Annotated in this window: 24 protein-coding genes and 2 pseudogenes; 9 read left to right on the top strand and 17 right to left on the bottom strand. The window is 46.0% G+C overall.

Annotation, left to right across the window (positions count from 1 at the left end; translation table 11 throughout):
- A pseudogene (locus tag B3K42_RS11385) lies at positions 1-209 on the top strand (ISNCY family transposase); the annotation flags it as partial.
- Between the two features lie 109 nt (positions 210-318).
- On the opposite strand, the gene B3K42_RS11380 reads toward B3K42_RS11385, so the two are convergent.
- The 4 genes and pseudogenes from B3K42_RS11380 to B3K42_RS11365 form a co-directional block, all read right to left on the bottom strand.
- Positions 319-753, bottom strand: coding sequence for a hypothetical protein (locus B3K42_RS11380; protein ID WP_292598875.1), 435 nt, complete (start codon positions 751-753; stop codon positions 319-321).
- A gap of 41 nt (positions 754-794) precedes the next feature.
- Positions 795-1,253: a hypothetical protein gene (locus B3K42_RS11375; protein ID WP_292598873.1), complete on the bottom strand. Its 459-nt coding sequence runs from the start codon at positions 1,251-1,253 to the stop codon at positions 795-797.
- A 96-nt stretch (positions 1,254-1,349) separates the two neighbouring features.
- The gene (locus B3K42_RS11370; RefSeq protein WP_292598877.1) at positions 1,350-1,742 is read right to left on the bottom strand and encodes a hypothetical protein; all 393 of its coding nucleotides are present in this window, start codon (positions 1,740-1,742) and stop codon (positions 1,350-1,352) included.
- 113 nt (positions 1,743-1,855) lie between these two features.
- Positions 1,856-2,083: pseudogene (locus B3K42_RS11365) on the bottom strand (4Fe-4S binding protein); the annotation flags it as partial.
- A gap of 510 nt (positions 2,084-2,593) precedes the next feature.
- Here B3K42_RS11365 and B3K42_RS11360 point away from each other — a divergent pair.
- The 6 genes from B3K42_RS11360 to B3K42_RS11335 all read left to right on the top strand — a co-directional run bounded on the left by B3K42_RS11360 (position 2,594) and on the right by B3K42_RS11335 (position 7,978).
- Entirely contained in the window at positions 2,594-3,199 is a 606-nt protein-coding gene (locus B3K42_RS11360; RefSeq protein WP_292598871.1) for a deoxynucleoside kinase, read from the top strand.
- Between the two features lie 257 nt (positions 3,200-3,456).
- Positions 3,457-4,224 carry a transporter substrate-binding domain-containing protein gene (locus B3K42_RS11355; RefSeq protein ID WP_292598869.1) on the top strand — a complete coding sequence of 256 codons (768 nt, stop codon included), beginning with the start codon at positions 3,457-3,459 and terminating at the stop codon, positions 4,222-4,224.
- Between the two features lie 10 nt (positions 4,225-4,234).
- Entirely contained in the window at positions 4,235-4,969 is a 735-nt protein-coding gene (locus tag B3K42_RS11350; RefSeq protein ID WP_292598867.1) for an amino acid ABC transporter permease, read from the top strand.
- Positions 4,966-5,712 (top strand): amino acid ABC transporter ATP-binding protein, encoded by a 747-nt coding sequence (locus tag B3K42_RS11345; RefSeq protein ID WP_292598865.1) that lies wholly within the window; start codon positions 4,966-4,968, stop codon positions 5,710-5,712. The genes B3K42_RS11350 and B3K42_RS11345 overlap by 4 nt, the downstream gene beginning before the upstream one ends.
- A gap of 816 nt (positions 5,713-6,528) precedes the next feature.
- Positions 6,529-6,858 carry a hypothetical protein gene (locus B3K42_RS11340; RefSeq protein ID WP_292598863.1) on the top strand — a complete coding sequence of 110 codons (330 nt, stop codon included), beginning with the start codon at positions 6,529-6,531 and terminating at the stop codon, positions 6,856-6,858.
- Between the two features lie 175 nt (positions 6,859-7,033).
- On the top strand, positions 7,034-7,978 hold the full coding sequence (locus tag B3K42_RS11335) for a S66 peptidase family protein (RefSeq protein WP_110990288.1): 945 nt from the start codon (positions 7,034-7,036) through the stop codon (positions 7,976-7,978).
- A gap of 52 nt (positions 7,979-8,030) precedes the next feature.
- On the opposite strand, the gene B3K42_RS11330 is transcribed toward B3K42_RS11335, so the two are convergent.
- The 10 genes from B3K42_RS11330 to rpsF all read right to left on the bottom strand — a co-directional run bounded on the left by B3K42_RS11330 (position 8,031) and on the right by rpsF (position 14,259).
- Positions 8,031-8,990, bottom strand: coding sequence for an NAD(P)/FAD-dependent oxidoreductase (locus tag B3K42_RS11330; protein ID WP_292598861.1), 960 nt, complete (start codon positions 8,988-8,990; stop codon positions 8,031-8,033).
- Positions 8,991-9,001: 11 nt separating this feature from the next.
- On the bottom strand, positions 9,002-9,646 hold the full coding sequence (gene pdo, locus B3K42_RS11325) for a protein disulfide oxidoreductase (RefSeq protein ID WP_292598859.1): 645 nt from the start codon (positions 9,644-9,646) through the stop codon (positions 9,002-9,004).
- Between the two features lie 62 nt (positions 9,647-9,708).
- Positions 9,709-10,257: a hypothetical protein gene (locus tag B3K42_RS11320; protein WP_292598857.1), complete on the bottom strand. Its 549-nt coding sequence runs from the start codon at positions 10,255-10,257 to the stop codon at positions 9,709-9,711.
- A gap of 8 nt (positions 10,258-10,265) precedes the next feature.
- Positions 10,266-11,198, bottom strand: coding sequence for an SPFH domain-containing protein (locus tag B3K42_RS11315; RefSeq protein ID WP_292598855.1), 933 nt, complete (start codon positions 11,196-11,198; stop codon positions 10,266-10,268).
- 21 nt (positions 11,199-11,219) lie between these two features.
- On the bottom strand, positions 11,220-11,663 hold the full coding sequence (locus B3K42_RS11310) for an NfeD family protein (RefSeq protein ID WP_292598853.1): 444 nt from the start codon (positions 11,661-11,663) through the stop codon (positions 11,220-11,222).
- A gap of 33 nt (positions 11,664-11,696) precedes the next feature.
- Positions 11,697-12,548, bottom strand: coding sequence for an MBL fold metallo-hydrolase (locus B3K42_RS11305; protein WP_292598851.1), 852 nt, complete (start codon positions 12,546-12,548; stop codon positions 11,697-11,699).
- A 1-nt stretch (position 12,549) separates the two neighbouring features.
- Positions 12,550-13,005 carry a 50S ribosomal protein L9 gene (gene rplI, locus B3K42_RS11300; RefSeq protein WP_292598849.1) on the bottom strand — a complete coding sequence of 152 codons (456 nt, stop codon included), beginning with the start codon at positions 13,003-13,005 and terminating at the stop codon, positions 12,550-12,552.
- Positions 13,006-13,053: 48 nt separating this feature from the next.
- Positions 13,054-13,287: a 30S ribosomal protein S18 gene (gene rpsR / locus B3K42_RS11295; RefSeq protein WP_292598847.1), complete on the bottom strand. Its 234-nt coding sequence runs from the start codon at positions 13,285-13,287 to the stop codon at positions 13,054-13,056.
- Between the two features lie 15 nt (positions 13,288-13,302).
- Complete coding sequence (locus B3K42_RS11290; RefSeq protein ID WP_292598845.1) at positions 13,303-13,764, bottom strand: single-stranded DNA-binding protein; 462 nt, start codon at positions 13,762-13,764, stop codon at positions 13,303-13,305.
- A 3-nt stretch (positions 13,765-13,767) separates the two neighbouring features.
- The gene (rpsF, locus tag B3K42_RS11285) at positions 13,768-14,259 is read right to left on the bottom strand and encodes a 30S ribosomal protein S6 (RefSeq protein ID WP_292598843.1); all 492 of its coding nucleotides are present in this window, start codon (positions 14,257-14,259) and stop codon (positions 13,768-13,770) included.
- Between the two features lie 233 nt (positions 14,260-14,492).
- Here rpsF and B3K42_RS11280 point away from each other — a divergent pair, with 233 nt between their 5' ends.
- A complete protein-coding gene (locus B3K42_RS11280; RefSeq protein WP_292598841.1) occupies positions 14,493-14,966 on the top strand; it encodes a flavodoxin domain-containing protein in 474 nt (157 codons plus the stop codon).
- 56 nt (positions 14,967-15,022) lie between these two features.
- Positions 15,023-15,265: a hypothetical protein gene (locus B3K42_RS11275; protein ID WP_292598839.1), complete on the top strand. Its 243-nt coding sequence runs from the start codon at positions 15,023-15,025 to the stop codon at positions 15,263-15,265.
- A 180-nt stretch (positions 15,266-15,445) separates the two neighbouring features.
- Here the strand turns inward: B3K42_RS11275 and B3K42_RS11270 are convergent, their stop codons facing one another.
- The 3 genes from B3K42_RS11270 to B3K42_RS11260 form a co-directional block, all read right to left on the bottom strand.
- Positions 15,446-16,276, bottom strand: coding sequence for a carbohydrate ABC transporter permease (locus B3K42_RS11270; RefSeq protein WP_292598837.1), 831 nt, complete (start codon positions 16,274-16,276; stop codon positions 15,446-15,448).
- 16 nt (positions 16,277-16,292) lie between these two features.
- Positions 16,293-17,174: a carbohydrate ABC transporter permease gene (locus B3K42_RS11265; protein WP_292598835.1), complete on the bottom strand. Its 882-nt coding sequence runs from the start codon at positions 17,172-17,174 to the stop codon at positions 16,293-16,295.
- Positions 17,175-17,238: 64 nt separating this feature from the next.
- Positions 17,239-18,534 (bottom strand): ABC transporter substrate-binding protein, encoded by a 1,296-nt coding sequence (locus B3K42_RS11260; RefSeq protein WP_292598833.1) that lies wholly within the window; start codon positions 18,532-18,534, stop codon positions 17,239-17,241.
- Positions 18,535-18,678: the final 144 nt, after the last annotated feature.

Below are 18,678 nucleotides of genomic sequence, written 5' to 3'. Positions count from 1 at the left end.
AGTTCGCTACTCCGTATGAAAGAGTGCTTAACTCTCCCTGGATTGACTGTACAAAAAAAGATGAGCTTCGCAAGGTTCACGAAGCCCTAGACTTATACAAACTAAAGAGTAATATAGCACATTCTCAGGAATTATTGGTTGACATACAAATACTAAAATCTAAGTCAAAGGGAGGTGTTCTTAATTCCCTTCAATTCGATTTCGAGTAGATTCTATTTTGATGCATTAACTCTCTCTTGAGTAGATTTAATTATGATGCATTACGCGTGTTTTCATTCACCAAATGCAGTTTTTGACATGCAGCGTGGCTGATAACAGTTAAGGTTCCAGCCACTCTTCTCCGTCGAACGAGTATCTCGAAAGATCGACGCTGTCATCTCGAACTCTGTAATCCCAGATAGTGTAGAGGCTTCTGACAGCTCCAGACAAGTGGTACTTCACAAGCGCTTCATAAGAGTACACTCCCCACTCGATTTCTCTGTAGTCGATGGAGACTATCTCCAGAAGTTCCATCTTCTCGCCTTCTAGAAGAAGATTCTCAGTTATGAAGAGAAAAGATGTCTCCTCAATGGTTGAAAACACTCTCTCCGGATCAAATTCCTCTACCCTGCCTCTTGAAGAGATAAGCATCAGTATCACTGCAAGTACTAGAACTGCAACAAAAGTGTACTTTGCAAGGACAGACTTGATTTCACTGTCCAGTTTCTCCTCTGCCTGATCTCTCTCTCTCCCGCTCTTATCCAGTTCGCTCAAGACAATGACCCCTTTCGGGGTCAATTATACATAGCTGACAATCAAAAAACTACCGCGACATTCAGTCTTACTGAACTCAAGACGGACGATAGAATCGCCGTAGATGACTCGAAGAAAAAGCCCAGAACGGTTAATGGAGATGCCGAAACACCCGCTCCAACAAGCAGCGTCTGGTTATTCTGAAGAACTAAAGCATAATCAAATCCTGCCCCGATATAAGGCAATATCACAATATTAGTTCCGATTTCGTAGTAGAAGTTGATCTTCTGAAGTTCTAACGGGCTAAAGTATGTCTTCCAAGTCCATCCAAGCCCCAGATTCGGACCGGTCCAACCGGTGATATTTCCAAAGACATCCAGTTTTGCCTCTCCGTAAACGGGAGCATGCAGACCCGCTACTAGTGGTTTTCCATGAGACTTATCTGGCCAGACGATCAGCGGCTCAGAGAACATCGCAACAGCCAGACCTAGCACAACTACAATCAACAACAGTTTCTTCATATCTATCCCTCCTCTTCAGTGTATGAACTCAACCGGAGTTCTATCAAATTATACAACAGGAGAAGGCGCAACAAATAGACTTTATGAGTGAAACCACTACTCCTCCGACAGATATTCTTTTATATCGGATATTTCAATACTGTGTTTTGTTTTCAAATCTTTCAACTGCGACGTCTTGGGCTCATCCTTTGGTATGCCGAAATGTTCGAGAAAAGCATGGAAATCCTCAACAACCGAACTGATTTCAGAAAGGCTTGTTGAACCCTTTATATCTTCGGGAACAACGTAGACTCTGGCTTTTTCCGTTTCGAAAGCACCAGCAAAGATAGAAACCGTTATCGGGAGCAGAAAGGCAAGTGCTGCAACGAGAATAAAGATCCTTGCTGGAATCTCCTTTCTCCGGGTATCGGATTTTCTACTGAAGAATGTCCTTGTAGTGAGGGTTCCTTTATCGTCCACTGGACAAACGGCACAACGCACTTCAGACATCTGTTACATGCTGGACTTCTCACAACGGTCACTTTCGAAACGTCTAAGCCGACCGGGCAGGCGATATCACACAGGCCACAGTCAATACAGGTGGAAGGTCTTCTTCTAATTTTTATCAGGCTGAAGGAGTTGAATAAACCCGTGATCGCGCCCAAGGGGCAGGCATAACGACAGAAAGGCTGTTCAACAAAGAAGGAAGCCCCGAGCGTAAGGATGACTGCAATATAGCCAGTAATAGCGATTTCGTCGGTCCATATGTTGAAAGGATTGTAATAGGGATCAAAATTGCTGAAAAGCAGAGTTGCCGTTCTAGCTGTCTGTATTATCACAAAGAGGAGCATCAAGTACTTACCAAATTTCAGTATCCTGTCCAGAGAAACGGAGACTTTGTTGTAATGTGATCTAAGTACCCTCTTCCCCAGCTTTCCAACCCACTCTTGCACACTCCCAGAGGACAGATCCACCAGCAAGAAAGGCCCCTGCCAGAATGAGCGAGGCCAATAATCCTCCCATGACAAAGAGGTTCGAAGGGTGAATTCTCTGAATGTAGCTGCCATCGGTGAGCAGATTATATGTTTTACAACACCACCGAATGGACAGACCGCATGAAGGCTTGCAGCCCCGGGCAGTTCAGCTATATGTTTTTCTGCGAGATAGTGGCCAACGCTTATATACAACACAAGAACAGGAAATATCATCTGGCTGTCAATCGCAGTTTCTGGTAGCGGTTTTTTACGGTCTCACTTCCTCCAGTAGATAATATTCTATTTGACGTGAGGAACCTTAGAGTTTCCTTAGAACGAACTAATGCTAGAATTGTCTCAGAACTAGATTTACAGGAGTGATGCGGATTGGGCAAGATAATAGTCCTTGCCGGCAATGTCGGTGCCGGCAAATCTACAATAGCAGGTGCAATAGCGGAAGGACTGGGCTATAAGATTCACTTCGAGTCGGTTTCCGATAATCCTTTCCTTGAAGACTTCTACTACGATCAGAAGCGTTGGTCCTATCATCTCCAGACTTACTTTCTCTATCACAGGTACTGCTCGCTAAAGAGTGCCGAGGAGAATGAAAATACAGTCTTTGATCGATCAATTTACGAAGACAAAGAGATCTTCGCTCGAAACCTCTTCGAGACCGGAAAGATGTCCGACAGGGAATTCAAGGCGTATGTTACAATGTTCGATTCGATGATCGAGTATCTGAAGAAGCCGGACCTCCTGGTCTATATAGATGCCGATGTTGACACTATTCTGGCGAGAATAAGACGAAGGGGAAGACAAATGGAAACTGCGGTCCCTATTGCCTACTGGGAACAGCTGGACAGACTTTACTCCAGCTGGATAAAAGAGTACGATCTTTCGCCGGTCTACAAGATAGATGCGAGATCCGTCGATATTGTTATCAATCCGGAAAAGGCCCAACTAATCACAAAAGAGATTATGCGAATGCTCTAGGACTCCTCATTGTCTCTTAACACCTTTGCTCAAAACGTAACTTGACATTTGATATCCAGTGCTGATACGATCGTTTATCAAAACACGACGAAGGTGATCTCTGTGAGAATTAGTTTCAGTTCATCGATCAGAACAAACAAGCTTCATCATCACAGACTGCGGCGCCCGGTTCCAGGAGGCGGCACTCTTTAGTCGTGCTCTCTCAGAATTCAACAGACCGGGCTTTTAGCCCGGTCTTTTTTTATTGGAGGTGTACTATGAAGAAGTTACTGGTGGTTGTGGTTTTACTCTGTATGACCCTGGCATTTGGAAGTCTCATCGATGAAGTCAAGCAGAGAGGTGTATTGAGAGTCGGACAGGACGCAGGTTACATGCCCCTTTACGGAACAAACCCCGACGGTGACCGCATAGGGCTGGAAGTCGATATTCTGAAAAAGATGGCTGAGATCCTCGATGTGAAGCTGGAATTTGTTGTTGTGAACTGGGACGGAATAATTCCCGCTCTCGTGTCGAACAAATTCGACATCATCTGGTCGGCAATGACTATTACTCCGGAAAGGGCATTGAGAGTCAACTTTACTGATCCGTACCTTACGGTGGGTCAGATAATTCTCTACAACACGAATAAGTATGAACTTCCACCAACCGAAGAAGATTTGAATGATCCAGATGTCAAGATCGCTGTACAACTTGGGTCGACCGGTGCAGAAGCGGCGAACAGACTTCTCTCCGAAGCTCAGATCTTTATGTTTGAGACAATCGACGAGGCAGCCTTCCAGGTGGCTTCGGGACGGGCCGACGCAATGATCTTCGACTCGATCTATGCGAGATTCATGGCCAAGAAATACGATCAGCTTGAGGTAACTGAAGATCTCCTCACCAGGGAGGACTTCGGTGTGGCAATCCCAAAGGGCGATTTCGAGACACTTCAGTGGATGAACACTTTCATTCAGTGGATAAAGACAACGGGAACACTCGAAGAACTCCAGGACTACTGGTTCGTAGAATACGAGCCTGAGTTCTAAGGACGATATTATGTCAAGAGCGATGTCGAAGATTACTTTGGGGATTATCGTTGCCGGTCTACTCTGGTTCTCCTACTCATCTGTATCGGCCGTCTACCCCTTTAACTGGAGCACCCTGACGAAGTATTACAAGCTTTTTCTAGACGGCATAGTGACTACTCTTCAACTAAGCGTCATCGCTCTTGCTCTTGCAGTGATTGTTGGAATAGCCGTAGCTCTCGCAAGAGACTCGAAGGTCAACCTGTTGCGCGATGCCGGTACGCTCTACGTCTGGTTTTTTAGGAACATGCCATTACTGGTCATCATCCTTCTTGTTTACTACGGCTTTGGCTCGGCGGTCAACGTCGATAGATTCTGGGCAGGCGTGATCTCCCTCTCATTGTTTGAGGGAGCCTACGTTGGCGAGATCTTTCGAGCCGGAATTGACGCCGTTCCTTCAGGGGAAAAGGAGGCCGGAGAAGCGATGGGCCTCTACAAGAGCCAGATAATGTTTTCGATCGTATTTCCACAGGCATTCAGAATCTCAATACCGCCTCTTATCGGTCAGCTGGTCACTCTGATAAAGGACAGCTCTCTCGTATCGGTAATCGCACTGGGCGATCTTACAATGAAAGCGAGACAGGTTGGAACTCAAACTCTGGCGGTCTTTGAAGCGTATATATTATTGGCCGCCTGTTATCTCGTAATGACCTCCCTTGTATCTCTCGTAGGAAGGATACTTGAAAGGAAGCTCGCCATTCCATGAAGGAAAGAAAAGTAATACTCAAACTCTCGAACCTGACCAAGTCCTTTGATACCCAGGTGGTTCTTAAGGATGTCTCCTTTGAAGTCAAGGAGGGAGACGTGATTGCCGTACTCGGCGCTTCCGGTGCAGGAAAGACAACTCTCCTCCGCTGTATCAACAATCTAATCACTCCCGACAAGGGCGAGGTATTCTTTAAGGGTAGTCAGGTGCAGCGAACGAAGCATTCAATAAGGGCCTTCAGGTCAAGAGTTGGATTCGTATTTCAGAGATTCAATTTGATAAGCCACCTCAAAATCATCGACAATGTTGCGCTGCCTCTTGTCAAAGTTAAAAACATGAGTTGGGCCGATGCCAGAAAGGCAGCCGAGGTTCAGTTGAGTCAAGTCGGGCTCGCCGACAAGCTTAACAATCACCCATCGCAGCTTTCAGGAGGCCAACAGCAGAGAGTGGGCATTGCCAGAGCGCTAGTCATGAATCCCGATATCGTACTCCTGGACGAACCTACTTCTGCTCTCGATCCGTCACTCGTCGGTGAGGTCATGAGGGTAATCAGACGGCTTTCCTCGGAAGGCAGGACCATGATTATTGTCACGCACGAAGTTGAATTTGCAAAGCATATTGCCAATCGTGTAATCTTCTTGAAGAACGGTGAAGTCTCCGCGGATTGTAGTCCAGCCCAGTTTTTCGACTCAATGTCGGATGAAATAGCAGAGTTCTTGACAGACCTCTCGGCAATTGTCTAGTGCTTTCATGCAACGAGGGCTTCCTTCGTGATCTCCGAGAACCGGGTCTGGGGTATGGGGTCTAGGGTCTGGCAAGAGCAGAAGTGATGCTGGGAAGAACATCCGGGGAAGTAAGGCTCGCTGCGCGAGGAAGAATAAAACATTAGACGGAATGCCGCCTGCGGCGGGACGCAATGCACTGAAGAGCATCAGTGGACGCAAGGCCCGCTTCGCGGGGAAAGATCCTCAAAGCCAGTCTGCTACGCAGGCCGATCTTCTTCATCTGTCATCCCATTCAGAATCATCTTGTTCTTGTAGGGGCGAACGGCTGTTCGCCCGAAGAGGGGGAAGCCCTCTCACAGGCCAAAGCAGAAGGCAAAAAGTAGCCAATCTGCTAACTCAGGCTAGTCACATTAGACAAGGTTCTCCGTCCAAAGATCCGCTGGTCGCTTGCCAAGAGACGCTGAACGCTTGGAAGAGCAAGGGCATTAAGAACAAAGTCAACCGTCAACGGTCCACCGTCCTCCGAAAAGAGAGAGAGAGCGTATGAGCCGGGTCTAGGGTTGTGGGGTCTAGGGTCTGGCAAGAGCCTTAGGAACTGTTCTTGGAAAGAGCAATTCTTTGTTCCGACGCTTCGTGTCCAGGTTCTTCGTTCTTGGTTAAGGAGTGTGAGAAGAAGAGAGAGAGCAAGACAGAAGAGATGAGATCCCGTGCAGGAACACTACGGGATGACAGACCCTTCACGTCATCCTGACAATGCTCCTGGTCAGGATCTCGGTCCATAGACGAAACGAGGAGTGCACAAGAATAGAGAAACGACGAGAAGAAGGAGATCCCGTGCAGACCCCCCGAACAGAGGCACTTTGGGGCAGGCTCAACGGGATGCCAACCCCTTCACGTCATCCTAACAATGGTTCTGGTCAGGATCTGGGCTTTGGTCTTGGCGAAGGACGGAACCATGATCTTGGACGGGCAACGAAGGACGGTTTTTTCACAGCGTTCAGCGACCAGCGTTTCCTAGCAAGCGACTCTTCCAGCGATCAGCGGTTCTTAGCAGCGTACAGCGATGAGCGTTTTCTAGCCAAGCGGCTCTTTCCCCGCGAAGCGGAACTGGCCTTTGCGAAGCAAAGACTGGCCAGGCGAAGCCTGACTGGCCACCGAACGTGACTGGCTTTTCTCTCGCTTTCTCGTGAGCGCAGCGAACGTCTCGACAATGCTTTTTCTCATCTTATCTCGATCTCATTTGTCAAAGGCATGTTTTTTTCGAGAATCGCATGTTGCATGTTGATTTTAGCCCTCATGAATGGCAAACTATACTTAGCAGATCAAGTTGGAGGAACTCATGAGAAGGGTATGGTTGATACTTATGTTGTTTGTTTGCATGTTTTTGACTTCGTCCGTATTGATTTCTAGAGAGATCAGAACGATTTTCGTTACAGCACCGGCAAGCTTTCCCGAAAGATCAAAGCTTGAAGCCGGCGTAAGCGCCTTGAGAAATGTGGGATACAGAGTCATAGTCGGCAGAAGCTGCGAAGTGTCGCTCTCTCCTAGAGAAAAGGCTAATGAGCTGAACGACGCTTTTGCGAACCCAGAGTACGATGCGATTATTGCGGCAAGAGGGGGATATGGTTCCTACAATCTCCTTGATTGGCTTGATTGGGAGGTGATTGCTTCTAATCCAAAGCCTTTGGTGGGTTACAGTGATATCACGGCCTTGCTCCTCTCCATTTATTTCAAGACCGGTCAAACAACATTTCACGGTCCAATGGTTGCCGTTGAGCTTGGATCGGATACCCAATCCGTCCATAACATCGCTGCAATTTTCAATGGTGAAAGAACGATTCGCTTCAATTATCAGTCTATACCGGTAATCGAAGGAAAGATGATTGGCAGACTAATTCCAGCCAATCTTTCATTGTTCCAGGCCCTTCAAGGAACTGAATATCTGGGCTCACTGAAGGACGCTATCCTGGTGCTTGAGGATGTAAGCGAGACAAAAGAGTCACTTGAGAGAATGATTTGGAATATCGCGCATCTGGATGACTTTTCATCTCTCAGAGGTGTTGTTTTTGCGGGATTCACGGAGATCAGGAATGGCGATCTGGACGACATAAAGAGGATCATACACGACTATTTTCTGGACAAAAAGATTCCTGTCTGGATCGGTTTGCCAAGTTACCACGGGGACTTCCCAAAGGTCGTACTTCCCGTAGGTCAGTGGGTGGAAATAGACATGGAAAAGGGGACAATAGAGATAGTACCGGTTCCCGAAGCAAAAATAAAATAAAGAAAAGAGCGCCACGCGCTCTTTTCTTCTATACTGAGGAATCTACGTCTATTCAGTCATTGAAATGATTTCTTGCCGCGTGATAAATCGCTATTGCTCCATCGGCCGCTGCCGTAACTATCTGTCGAACCTCTTTTTCTCTAACATCTCCAACTGCGTAGACGGCCTTCTTGTTTGTCTCCATGAAATCGTTTGTCTTGACATAACCGAACTCGTTGAGCTCCACCTTTCCTTTCAAGAACAGAGAGTTCGGAATCAAACCTATGAACACGAAGATTCCATCGACCCCCAACGAAGTTATCTCGCCGCTATCGACATTCCTTATGTTTACCTTCCTGACTTGTGAATCACCTTCCACCGAATCCACAACAGAACTGTAAATATACTCGACCTTGCCCGTTTCGTTCAGTTTCCTCTGCAGGAGTTTGTCGGCGGTTAGCTTCGGAAGATTTTGAATCACTGTTATTTTACTCACCATCTTGCTCAAATAGAGAGACTCGTCAAGAGCGCTGTTTCCGCCGCCAATGACCGCAATGTGCTTATCGGAGAAGAAATGACCGTCACAAGTCGCACAGTAGCTGATCCCTCTGCCCTTGAACTCCTCTTCACCTTTTACACCGAGCTTTCTGAGAACTGATCCTGTGGCTACTATTATTACCCTGGACTTTATTTTCTTTCCATTGTCAAGCACCACTGCTTTCTCGAGTCCATTGGTTTCGATGTCTACAACCTCCGCATATGTGAAGGGAACATCAAAGGCTCTCGCATGGTCGGCCATCTTCTCGCTCAGTTCCATTCCTCTGATGCTTGTGAACCCCGTCCAGTTTTCAACAGATTGGGTATTGTTCATTTGACCGCCATCAAGAGCTTTCTCAACTATTATTGGATTGAGACCGGCCTGGACAGCGTATATTCCAGCTGTAATTCCCCCTGGACCGCCTCCAATAATTGTGACATCGTAATACTCTTTCAGATCTGATTTCTTCGCGCTCCCAAGTTCGAAGAACGACATTTCACGCCTCCTCAAACAGCCTTCATTACTTGATCAACAAACTGTCCTTCGGGATAAGCGCCGACAAACGTCACTTTGTCATTGATAACGATCTGCGGAACGGATGAGACACCGTACTTCTTTGACAGGTCCCGGAACTCGTTTGCCTCGACCATGTAGGCCGTCACGTTATTGTTGACCATCGCGATATTATGCGCTGTAAGAACCGCCTTCGGGCAGTAAGGGCATGTGGTGGTCACAAAGACCTTTATATCTACTGGAGAATTAATCTTCTCAATCTTCTTTATAGACTCTTCAGACAACTCGGGAATGGCTCCCTTGGAAAATGAGACGATATCCTGCAGAAGCGAGCCAAATTCATGGCCGGCAGGAATTCCCAAGAACCTTACACCCTTGTCGTCTCCGTCGGGAGTGAGAAGAACTATGCTTGGAGCCAATTCAACACTGTATTTGTGTGCCATTTCGGAATCCAACTCATGAACCTCATAGCCGATCTTTGCTTCTAGTTCCGAGAGCTCCTGCAGCATTTGCTCTGCAGTCGAACAGTAATCGCAGTTTTTCTCACTCTTGAAAAGAAGAGCTTTCACCGAACCTTCCATGTTGCTGAAAATCTCCTTCACTTGCTTTGTTACATTATCTGGCAATAACTTCGCCATGACTATCCCTCCCTAGGATTAAATAACTGTATACCCACTAGGGGTATCATAACACCTGTATATTACTCTTCCTTTGACAACTTGTTTACAGATTTGTCTCCGAACCATCTGCTGATTCCCACAACCATGCAAATGACCATGAAAAGAAGCATAATCTGCAACCACTCGCCAGGATAGAAGTACTTGAAATGAACAGACACAAGTCTTATTACGGTGGCGATAACTGAAAAGGTAAAGACGCAGTCGACCAGCTTCCATCTTCCCTGCAAAATGAGATAGTTCTTGAAGAACTCCTGGCGAGTATATCCCATCGAAAGAAACAACATTCTGAAGGTGTCATCATATCTGGAAGTGTGTTTTCCCAGTGATCCATATACGTAAAGATACGCAATGAAGAAGAGAGCAACATTCAAGAGCCTGTCATTGTGTACAAGTACAATATTGACCAAGAATATTACGCCACTGGCGAAGGCAACATTCATGAACAGCAGGAAGAAAGCCGGCTTCCTGATTTGACGCTGAAATGCAAAAACTGAGGCCACCGATAACACGGTGGCCAACAGAGTAATAATTATGACGCTGAAAAAGACGTGAAGAGTCTCACTAATCAACAATCAGATCACTTCTTGCTGTCCTTCTCGTTGACACTTGAACTATCTTTTCCATCCTTGAAGATTTCTGCCATAGTACCCAGTGAGCTAAGCATTGCACTGCTCTCGTATGGTAAGAATACCTTGTTTGCTTTGCCGTCAGCGATCTGCCTCAAGGCGTCGAGATATCTGATAGCAATTAAGTCCTTTGTGGGATCTCCCTCATGAATTGCCTTGAAGACATTGATTGTCGCGATTGCCTGACCTTCGGCCTCTGCTATCAGTTTGAACTTGTTGGCTTCTGCCACCCTCTTTATCGATTCGCTCTGACCCTCGGCCTGAAGAATCGCCGACATCTTGTCGCCTTCGGCCTTGGTTATCTCTGACTGTTTGTAACCCTCTGCTTCAAGAATGACGGCTCTCTTGGTTCTTTCGGCCTTCATCTGCTTGGACATGGCATCCATTATGTCTTGAGGCGGATCGATCTTCTTGATCTCAACTCTAGTTACCTTGACTCCCCACTTGTCCGTGGCTTCGTCAAGAACCTCTCTCAGAGTAACGTTTATTCGCTCTCTTGAGGTAAGTGTCTGGTCCAGCTCCATCTCACCGATAACGTTTCTTAGGTTTGTCTGAGCCAGCTTGATAGCTGCGATCTCAAAATTAGCGACGTTGTATACGACCCTGAATGCATCGGTTATCTGGTAGTAGATGATAGCGTCGACAGTTACCACGACATTGTCCTTAGTTATGACCTCTTGAGGTGGCACGTCGATGACTGTCTCTCTGAGATCAACCTTTACCATCCTTTCAATAAACGGAATTATGAACTGAAGACCAGGTTCTGCTTCTCTTCTGTACTTTCCAAGTCTCTCGACAAGTCCTTTTTCGAAAGGACGAATGATCTTTATTCCTGAAGCTGCAATAATGAAGAGTACTACTGCAAGTATCAACCAGAAAATCATTGTTAATCCCCCTTTCTATCGTTATTTACTGTTGTCGGCTATTCTCTCGACGTAGATCAGAGTGCCTTCAAGTCTTATCACCCTGACCAAAGAATCAACCGGTATTGTTTCGCCATTTAACGAGGCCGCTCTCCAGTCCTCTCCTTCTATCCTGACCAATCCCTTTTCCAGCTGTGGATTTATCTCCACGGTCACACGTCCCTCTGCACCTACAAGACCGTCTATGTACATCTTTTTTGGCGAATCACCCTTGGAAAGCCTCCTGGCAATTGGCCTGGTAAGAAGCACAAGCAAGGAGCTGCTTAGCGCAAATACGATTACCTGCCAGCCAAAGCTAAAATTAAACATTGCCGTAAGGCCAGCAAGAAAGGAACCGATCGAAAACCACAGAAAGAAGAACGTAGGAGTAATTATCTCTGCCACGAGTAAGACAACACCAAAAATCATCCAGCCTATGTAACCCATTCTTTACCTCCTCCCGGAGTACACAGAACAGCCTCACAATTCGAAAACATGTTCCGGGTGAACAAGAAAAACTTCAGTTCCGGTACCTTCTAGCTCCTTCTTAATTATATTATGCCATTTTTTTATCTTCGAGGTGTATCGCCCAGATATATGATACAATATCAATCTCTTTATCCCGCTGCTCTGCCTCACTGTATAGATGACTTCGTCTATACTGGAATGGTTCTGATTTCTTCTGTCTTTCCCATCGAGAAAAGTACACTCATGAAGGAGCGTCTCCGAATTACTAATGACTTCCGGCGGGAGCGCAAATGTGTCGCCGCTAACAGTCACGATTTTTTGAAGATAGGTGTCAGTAACAGCTTCTCTGCCTTTTTCCTTCACAACACTGGCGATTTCCTTTGAAGAAAGACCGCCGTAGATCTCTTTCAACTTCCTTCTTTCTTCATAGATGTGATAACCATAACTGATTTCACCGATAGTGTGCTTCACTTTGAATGGGGTGACGTGCCTTCTGAAACTGCCAGCCGTTCTTAGATATACTTCATCCCCAACTTTCAGCGGGTTCAGTATCATGTTGTATCTCAGCCTGGGATTCATTCCAATAATGAAATCCAAATAAGCTTCTATAGCTCGATTCCCCGAAGGAAAATTGATTTGCAACTGCTTGTTCCGGTCTCCCATGGCTGTATTTCTTGTATTGATCAGACCCCAAAGACCCGAGATATGATCGACGTGCCCGTGAGTAAGAAAGATTTCCTTTATACCATATACACTGTTTCCAAGAACAGTCGATATACCCTCTCCTACATCGAAGAGTACCCTTTCGGGTCTATATAGAATCCATGTAGAATAGAGCGCCTTCGAGAATATCTGAAACTCCAAATTATTCTTCCTCCAGGCCTTCGACTTTCAAAGCGAGCTTTCCCTTTACATTGCCTGGAAGCTTGACATCCACTTTGTATTCACCAGTCTGTTTGATATGGTCCTCTAGATCTATTTCTCTCTTGTCGATATCAACGCCTATTACGGCCTTTATATGGTTGGAAATATCACCCGAGGTTACGGCTCCAAATAGCTTGCCACTCACACCTGATTTTGCCTTTATTGTAAAGTGATGCTTTTGAAGCTCATGAAGCAGCTCCTCGCTCGCCTTCCTTATCCTTTCTTCCTTTTCTTTCTTCTGTTTCTGCGTCTGCTTAAGTTTCGCCATCTCTTTTGCATTGGCTTCAACCGCAAAACCCTTAGGAATCAGGAAGTTTCTACCGTAACCGTCCGACACATTCTTTACTTCACCGACTTTTCCAACATTACTTAAGTCTTTGAGAAGAATCACCTTCATAGAAAACCTCCTTTAAAAAAGGAGGATCTTCGCCTCCCGAATTGATTATCACTCTTTAGTATAAGGAAGCAGCGCCATGAATCTCGCCCTCTGAATCGCTTCCTTCACCATCCTCTGATGTTTCGCGCAGTTTCCCGTAATTCGTTTTGGAATTATCTTGCCCTTCTCTGTCACATAATCGCGGAGCAAAGAAATATTCTTATAATCAATGTATGTCGTCTTTGTACCGCAGAATCTACACTTTCTTCTGGTTCTTCCTCTTCTTCTGTTGTCTCTTACCATAATCTTCCTCCTGCATTAAAATGGGATATCGTCGCTCCCGGAATCTTCTGTCTCGTTTCCAAAGAAAGTAATGTCATCGTTTCCCGTGGCTTCAATCACATCGGTATCCTGCGACGGTCTGTCGAAACCTCCGGAAGACTGTTGAGCCTGGGCTTTGGTTTCCATGAATCGAATATTGGAAGCCGCGACTTCCGCATTCGACCTTGGTTCCCCATCCTGGGTCTTCCACTTGTTAATTCTCAGTGAACCCTCAACAAGTATCAGTCTACCTTTGGTTATGTAGTTTCCAACAAACTCAGCCGTCTTCCCGAAAGTTACAATCCTTATGAAATCAGTGTTGTCATTGTTGGACGATGGAATGTTCCTGTCTACCGCAAGAGTGAATGTCGTTATCTGGGTACCACTTGCAGCAAACTTGATCTCAGGATCGCGAGTCAGTCTACCTATCAGGACAACATGATTGTAGCTAATAGACATTTCTTACTCCTCCGTCTTCTTTACTTCTTCAACCGTTTCAGTTTCTGCGTCGACCGCTTCATAAGCAACATCTTCTACGACGGGCTCGGTTGAAGTTTCAACACTCTCCGCTGCTTCAACACTTTCCACCGCTTCAACACTCTCCGGTTCTTCTACGGTTTCAGGCGGTTTCAACGAGGCCCTCTTTTCTGCCTTCTCAAGATCCTCTCTCCTGAAGGTCTGCCACCTGAAAACATCGGGTGTAATACCATAGAATCTCTCAAGAATGTCTACCGTTTCGGGATCGGCCCTGAACTGAATTACCGTGTAGTCACCTTCACTGAAGCCTTTTGCAACTCTGTAAGCGAGCTTTCTAACACCCCATCTGTCGAACTTTTCGATGGTTCCTCCCACCCGTTCAACAATGTAGTCTCTTACCTTTTCAGCCATCGCGTTACGCTCTTCTTCATCAAGCTTTGGCGAGACTATGAACATCGTTTCGTAAATCCTATTCATTAACTTCCTCCTCCCTTGGTCTGTGGCCTTGCCTTCTGTGGCAAAGCGGGATTTCAACGCATAGAATTATAACACAATGACAGAATTCTTCAAGAGCGGCTACCTGAAAAATGCTTTCTCAAAGAGAAAAACAGAACACTGTTATCATTTTCACAACCACAATTGAGAATATTTCTGATGTAAACCGAAAACATCTGCATAATCTGATCGGTAATAATAAGAGGAGGTGCTGCATGAAAACCGCAATAATCTATGCAACGAGAAGCGGAACAGCCGAAAACTGCTCGCAAAAACTCTCTGATATGCTCGCCGGCGAAAGCACCGTCATCAACATCAAGAAAGTCTCTTCGCCGGACTTATCTGGATATGATGCAGTTATCGTCGGAACATTCATCAGAATCGGCAAAGTACAGAAAGAGATTTCCGAGTTCGTACAGAAAAATCTCAAAACACTAAAGGAAAAGCGCCAGGGCGTCTTCCTTTGCATGGGTGCTCGAGAAGAAAACTTCAGCGAACACCTGTCCCGGAACTTCCCTAAGGAATTTCTGGACAAATGCAAAGCGAAAGGTTTTTTTGGAGGTGAGTTTAATCTCGAGAGACTGGGATTCCTTTCAAAGATGATGTTGAAAGCCGCCTCAAAGGGTAAGCCCCAGCCTCACTTCATCCCGAGTAATATTGACAGATTTGCAAAAGACTTTGAAGATTAGTCGGCTAATCTGCTCCTGGAGACATCCAGTCATACTACATTTCAGGAGGAAAGAAAGTGAAGAGAAGGACCCTTATGAAAGTACTTGTACCGATCGGGATTGCCATAGCCGCCCTGGCAATAATTATGTTTGTATTTGTTGTTCCAAAACTCAAGGCCGGACTGAAAGAGCTAGACACACTCGAATTCGCTCCGCTCAATCTCTCTCAATTACCTGATGGAGACTATGAAGGAAGTTTTGAGGCAGGGATAGTAGGAGCGACAGTAAGCGTTGTGGTCTCCGGACACGAAATCAAATAGATTGAAATCGTGAGAAACAATCATGGCAGAGGAAAACCGGCAGAGGCAATTACCGCCTCAGTAATAGAGAATCAATCTGTCGAGGTAGATGTAATCTCGGGCGACACTTACAGTAGCAAAGTAATTTTGAAAGCCAAAGAAAATTCCATAAACAGATAATAGACTACTTATCTGACAGGTCTACTTCTCTTCTTTCAGACTGAATCCTTCCATGATGGTTCTCTGGAAAATCAGCAGCATGATTAGCGGGGGGATCATGGCGATTATGGCTCCAGCCATAATGATATTCCATTCGGCCGCTTGAGCTTCACTTGCAAGAAGCATCTTTATTCCTATCTGAACCACCCTCATATTGTTGCTGTTGGTAACAATCATAGGCCACAGGTATTCGTTCCACATATAAGTGAATTCAATCAGGAACAACGCCCCGACGTTGGTCTTTGAAAGCGGGATCAACACACTGAATAGAAATCTCATGGGTCCTGCTCCATCGATCCTCGCAGCGTCGGAAAGCGAAGGTGGAACGGTCATGAATAGCTGTCTGAAAAGCAGAGTTCCGGTCGCGCTTGCAAAAAACGGTATCGTGAGAGCTCTATATGTGTTCACCCAGCCAAAAGTTCTCATCAGCTCATAAGTCGGTACGATTCTGATCGGAAGCGGCAGCATATGGGTTATCAATATAACCGCAAAAAAGAAATACTTTCCTTTGAAATCGCCGAAATAGGTAAAAGCAAATGCAGCGAGCATCGAAAGAAATATCTTTGAAAGTGCCACAATAATCGAAATGAATGCACTGTTGAAGATCAATCTTCCCATATTGACCGTCTTCCAGGCCGTCGCATAGTTATCGAATGCGTGAATGCTTGGGATGAACTTAGGAGGGAATGAGTAGGCTTCCTTCTCGTTGAAGGTGCTCATCGTGAAGGCGTAGTAAATCGGAAACATTATCACTATGAGCGCTATTGTCAGAAAAAGATAGCTCAGAAAGATCGATGATTTTCTCTGCTTCATCTAGTCCACCCCACCGTCATCCATAGAAGACCCTTTGCTCGGCAAATCTGAACTGCAGGACCGTCAAAATGGCTACAAAAACGAAAAGTACTATTGATTGAGCTGATGCGAAGCCGGTATCAAGATTTATAAATCCATCCCTGTACAACTTGTAAACCAGGACTTGAGTTGCATCGCCCGGGCCGCCCTTGGTCATTATGTCGATCAGCCCGAAGACCTGAAAGAAAGCGTACAGCATGTTCATTATCAGCAGAAAGAAAGTGGTCGGCGACAACAGCGGAAATGTGATCTTGAAGAATCTCCGAACGCTGGATGCACCATCTATAGCAGAAGCCTCCATCAGTTCTTGAGGAATCGTTTGGAGTCCTGACAAGAAAAAGATAATATTGTAACCGAGCATTTTCCACGAAGCCGCTATGATTACTGCAACGAGGGCAACCTTTCCATCCATCATCCAGTTAACGTTAGCTCCAAAGATCGCCTTCAGCAAAAACGTGATCGGCCCGCTCGAAGGGCTGAACATCAGTGCCCAGATCGTACCTGCAATGGCCGGTGAAATTGCATAAGTCCAGATGAAAAGAGTTCGATATACTTGAAGCCCCTTCAGCTTCTGGTTTAGAAGTACCGAAAGCAGCATTCCCACAGTCAGACCGATCAGTACGACGAAAACCGCAAAAATAAGCGTGATTACAAGGCTGTTGATATAATCTGAAGATGTGAAGAGTTTGGAGAAATTATACCAACCCACGAATATCAGCCTGTCACCGAAAGGGGAAACCCTGAAGAAGCTCAGATAAAGCGACTGAATAGTTGGAACGATAAGGAAGACAATCACTACAACTACTGAAGGCAGAAGCAACAGATACGGCAGAAACTTATTTGGAAAACGATTATGCATGCCTTATCACCGTCCGAAAAGAATTGAGATCCCCTGACTTGAAGTCAGGGGATCGAAAAGAGAATTACTTACCGTACATCAATGTGTATTCTTCAAGTGTCGTGTTTGCCTTCTTTGCAGCATCGTCGAGAATTCTCTTTGCTTCTGCTTCGAAATCCTTTCCGGTGTACTGAATTGCGTTTTCAATAGCCCCGTCAACGATATCCCTGATGGTGACAAAATTACCGAGTCTCACTCCCTGAGCCTCAGGAATTCTCGTTCCCGAAAGAATCTGAAGGAAGGCCGTCAGGTGATTTGGATTTTCGGCAAACCAACCTTCGTCCATGAGTTTCTTGACTGCGCTATTGGTGGTTGGGAAATAGCCCGTCGACTTGTGCCACTCGGCAGTAATTTCAGTCCTCATAAGGTACTGGAAGAATTTCCAGATCGCCTCATATTCTTCGTCGGTATGGCCCTTCATTACCCACAGAGTTGCTCCGCCAATGACAGAGTTCCCCTTCGGATACCCGGGCATGGCCGGCAGGAAGGTTGTTCCCATTTCGAAATCGGCCTTTGACTCTATAGAACTTACCGATGATGTCGACTGAATCAACATGGCAACCTGCTTGGTCAGGAAAGCCTGGTTGGCATCGTACTCCCTGCCACCGTACATGAAGACTTTCGCCTGAGCCCACTTTATCCATTCCGCAAGGACCTTGACACCGAAATCCTTATTAAAGAAAACCTCTGTTGCTTTGGCGGCTCTACCGTTCTCATTGTTCGCGTAGAACTGGCCATGTACCGAGTGCATCTGCTCAAAGACCCACGCGGGCCAGCCAAAGGAAACTCCGCCCTGTGCCGCCCCCGATTCTACGATTGTTTTTCCCATCTCGTATAATTCATCAAAAGTCGAAGGGGGTTTGTTGGGATCAAGTCCGGCTGCCCTGAAAATATCCTTGTTGTAATAGAGAATGGCGCTTGAAGAGTTAAAAGGCATTGAATAGAGCTGGTCGCCTACTGTGTAATAATCAAGAATAGGGCCAATCACGTCTCCCCAATCAAAATCGGGACCGGAAAGCTCAAAAACCGGTTTGATAGCGTTGCTGTCCAGCATCGTCTGAAGACCGACCTCATAAACCTGAACAATGTGAGGTTGATCTCCCGCTCGATAAGAAGCTATAGCCTTGGTAAGAGTCTCGGCATACGAGCCGGTGAACTGAGCAACTACCTCAATGTCGGGATTTTCTGCGTTAAAACCCTTTACAATTGCATCGACTGCACCCAATCTGCTACCGCTCATAGCGTGCCAGAAGTTGATAGTGGTCTTTCCAAAAGCAAAGACAGACAGGCACAGAAGAAGCAGTACAAGTAGCTTTTTCATACAGAACCCTCCCTTTTTCAGAAATTGAAAACTGCAGAACAGAAATAATTATAGCACGAAGAGATCCCCTCAAAAACCTCCCTGAGAAGCTAACAGAATCGGATATTGCACGCCAAGCCCCGTATATCGCTTCGTTCTCGTTCT

This window comes from Mesotoga sp. UBA6090 (genome assembly GCF_002435945.1).
Lineage (GTDB): Bacteria > Thermotogota > Thermotogae > Petrotogales > Kosmotogaceae > Mesotoga.
The sequence above is the reverse complement of the archived record's forward strand: the minus strand, read 5'-3'. Positions and strand labels throughout refer to the sequence as shown.

Coding starts and splice junctions, on each gene's coding strand:
- B3K42_RS11270 (WP_292598837.1), bottom strand. CDS start 16,276: ATGAAGCAGAGAAAATCATCGATCTTTCTGAGCTATCTTTTTCTGACA.
- B3K42_RS11280 (WP_292598841.1), top strand. CDS start 14,493: ATGAAAACCGCAATAATCTATGCAACGAGAAGCGGAACAGCCGAAAAC.
- B3K42_RS11265 (WP_292598835.1), bottom strand. CDS start 17,174: ATGCATAATCGTTTTCCAAATAAGTTTCTGCCGTATCTGTTGCTTCTG.
- B3K42_RS11310 (WP_292598853.1), bottom strand. CDS start 11,663: ATGGGTTACATAGGCTGGATGATTTTTGGTGTTGTCTTACTCGTGGCA.
- B3K42_RS11290 (WP_292598845.1), bottom strand. CDS start 13,764: ATGTCTATTAGCTACAATCATGTTGTCCTGATAGGTAGACTGACTCGC.
- B3K42_RS11315 (WP_292598855.1), bottom strand. CDS start 11,198: ATGATTTTCTGGTTGATACTTGCAGTAGTACTCTTCATTATTGCAGCT.
- B3K42_RS11375 (WP_292598873.1), bottom strand. CDS start 1,253: ATGAAGAAACTGTTGTTGATTGTAGTTGTGCTAGGTCTGGCTGTTGCG.
- pdo (WP_292598859.1), bottom strand. CDS start 9,646: ATGGCGAAGTTATTGCCAGATAATGTAACAAAGCAAGTGAAGGAGATT.
- B3K42_RS11330 (WP_292598861.1), bottom strand. CDS start 8,990: ATGTCGTTCTTCGAACTTGGGAGCGCGAAGAAATCAGATCTGAAAGAG.
- B3K42_RS11260 (WP_292598833.1), bottom strand. CDS start 18,534: ATGAAAAAGCTACTTGTACTGCTTCTTCTGTGCCTGTCTGTCTTTGCT.
- rpsR (WP_292598847.1), bottom strand. CDS start 13,287: ATGGTAAGAGACAACAGAAGAAGAGGAAGAACCAGAAGAAAGTGTAGA.
- B3K42_RS11355 (WP_292598869.1), top strand. CDS start 3,457: ATGAAGAAGTTACTGGTGGTTGTGGTTTTACTCTGTATGACCCTGGCA.
- rplI (WP_292598849.1), bottom strand. CDS start 13,005: ATGAAGGTGATTCTTCTCAAAGACTTAAGTAATGTTGGAAAAGTCGGT.
- B3K42_RS11345 (WP_292598865.1), top strand. CDS start 4,966: ATGAAGGAAAGAAAAGTAATACTCAAACTCTCGAACCTGACCAAGTCC.
- B3K42_RS11370 (WP_292598877.1), bottom strand. CDS start 1,742: ATGTCTGAAGTGCGTTGTGCCGTTTGTCCAGTGGACGATAAAGGAACC.
- B3K42_RS11350 (WP_292598867.1), top strand. CDS start 4,235: ATGTCAAGAGCGATGTCGAAGATTACTTTGGGGATTATCGTTGCCGGT.
- rpsF (WP_292598843.1), bottom strand. CDS start 14,259: ATGAATAGGATTTACGAAACGATGTTCATAGTCTCGCCAAAGCTTGAT.
- B3K42_RS11335 (WP_110990288.1), top strand. CDS start 7,034: ATGAGAAGGGTATGGTTGATACTTATGTTGTTTGTTTGCATGTTTTTG.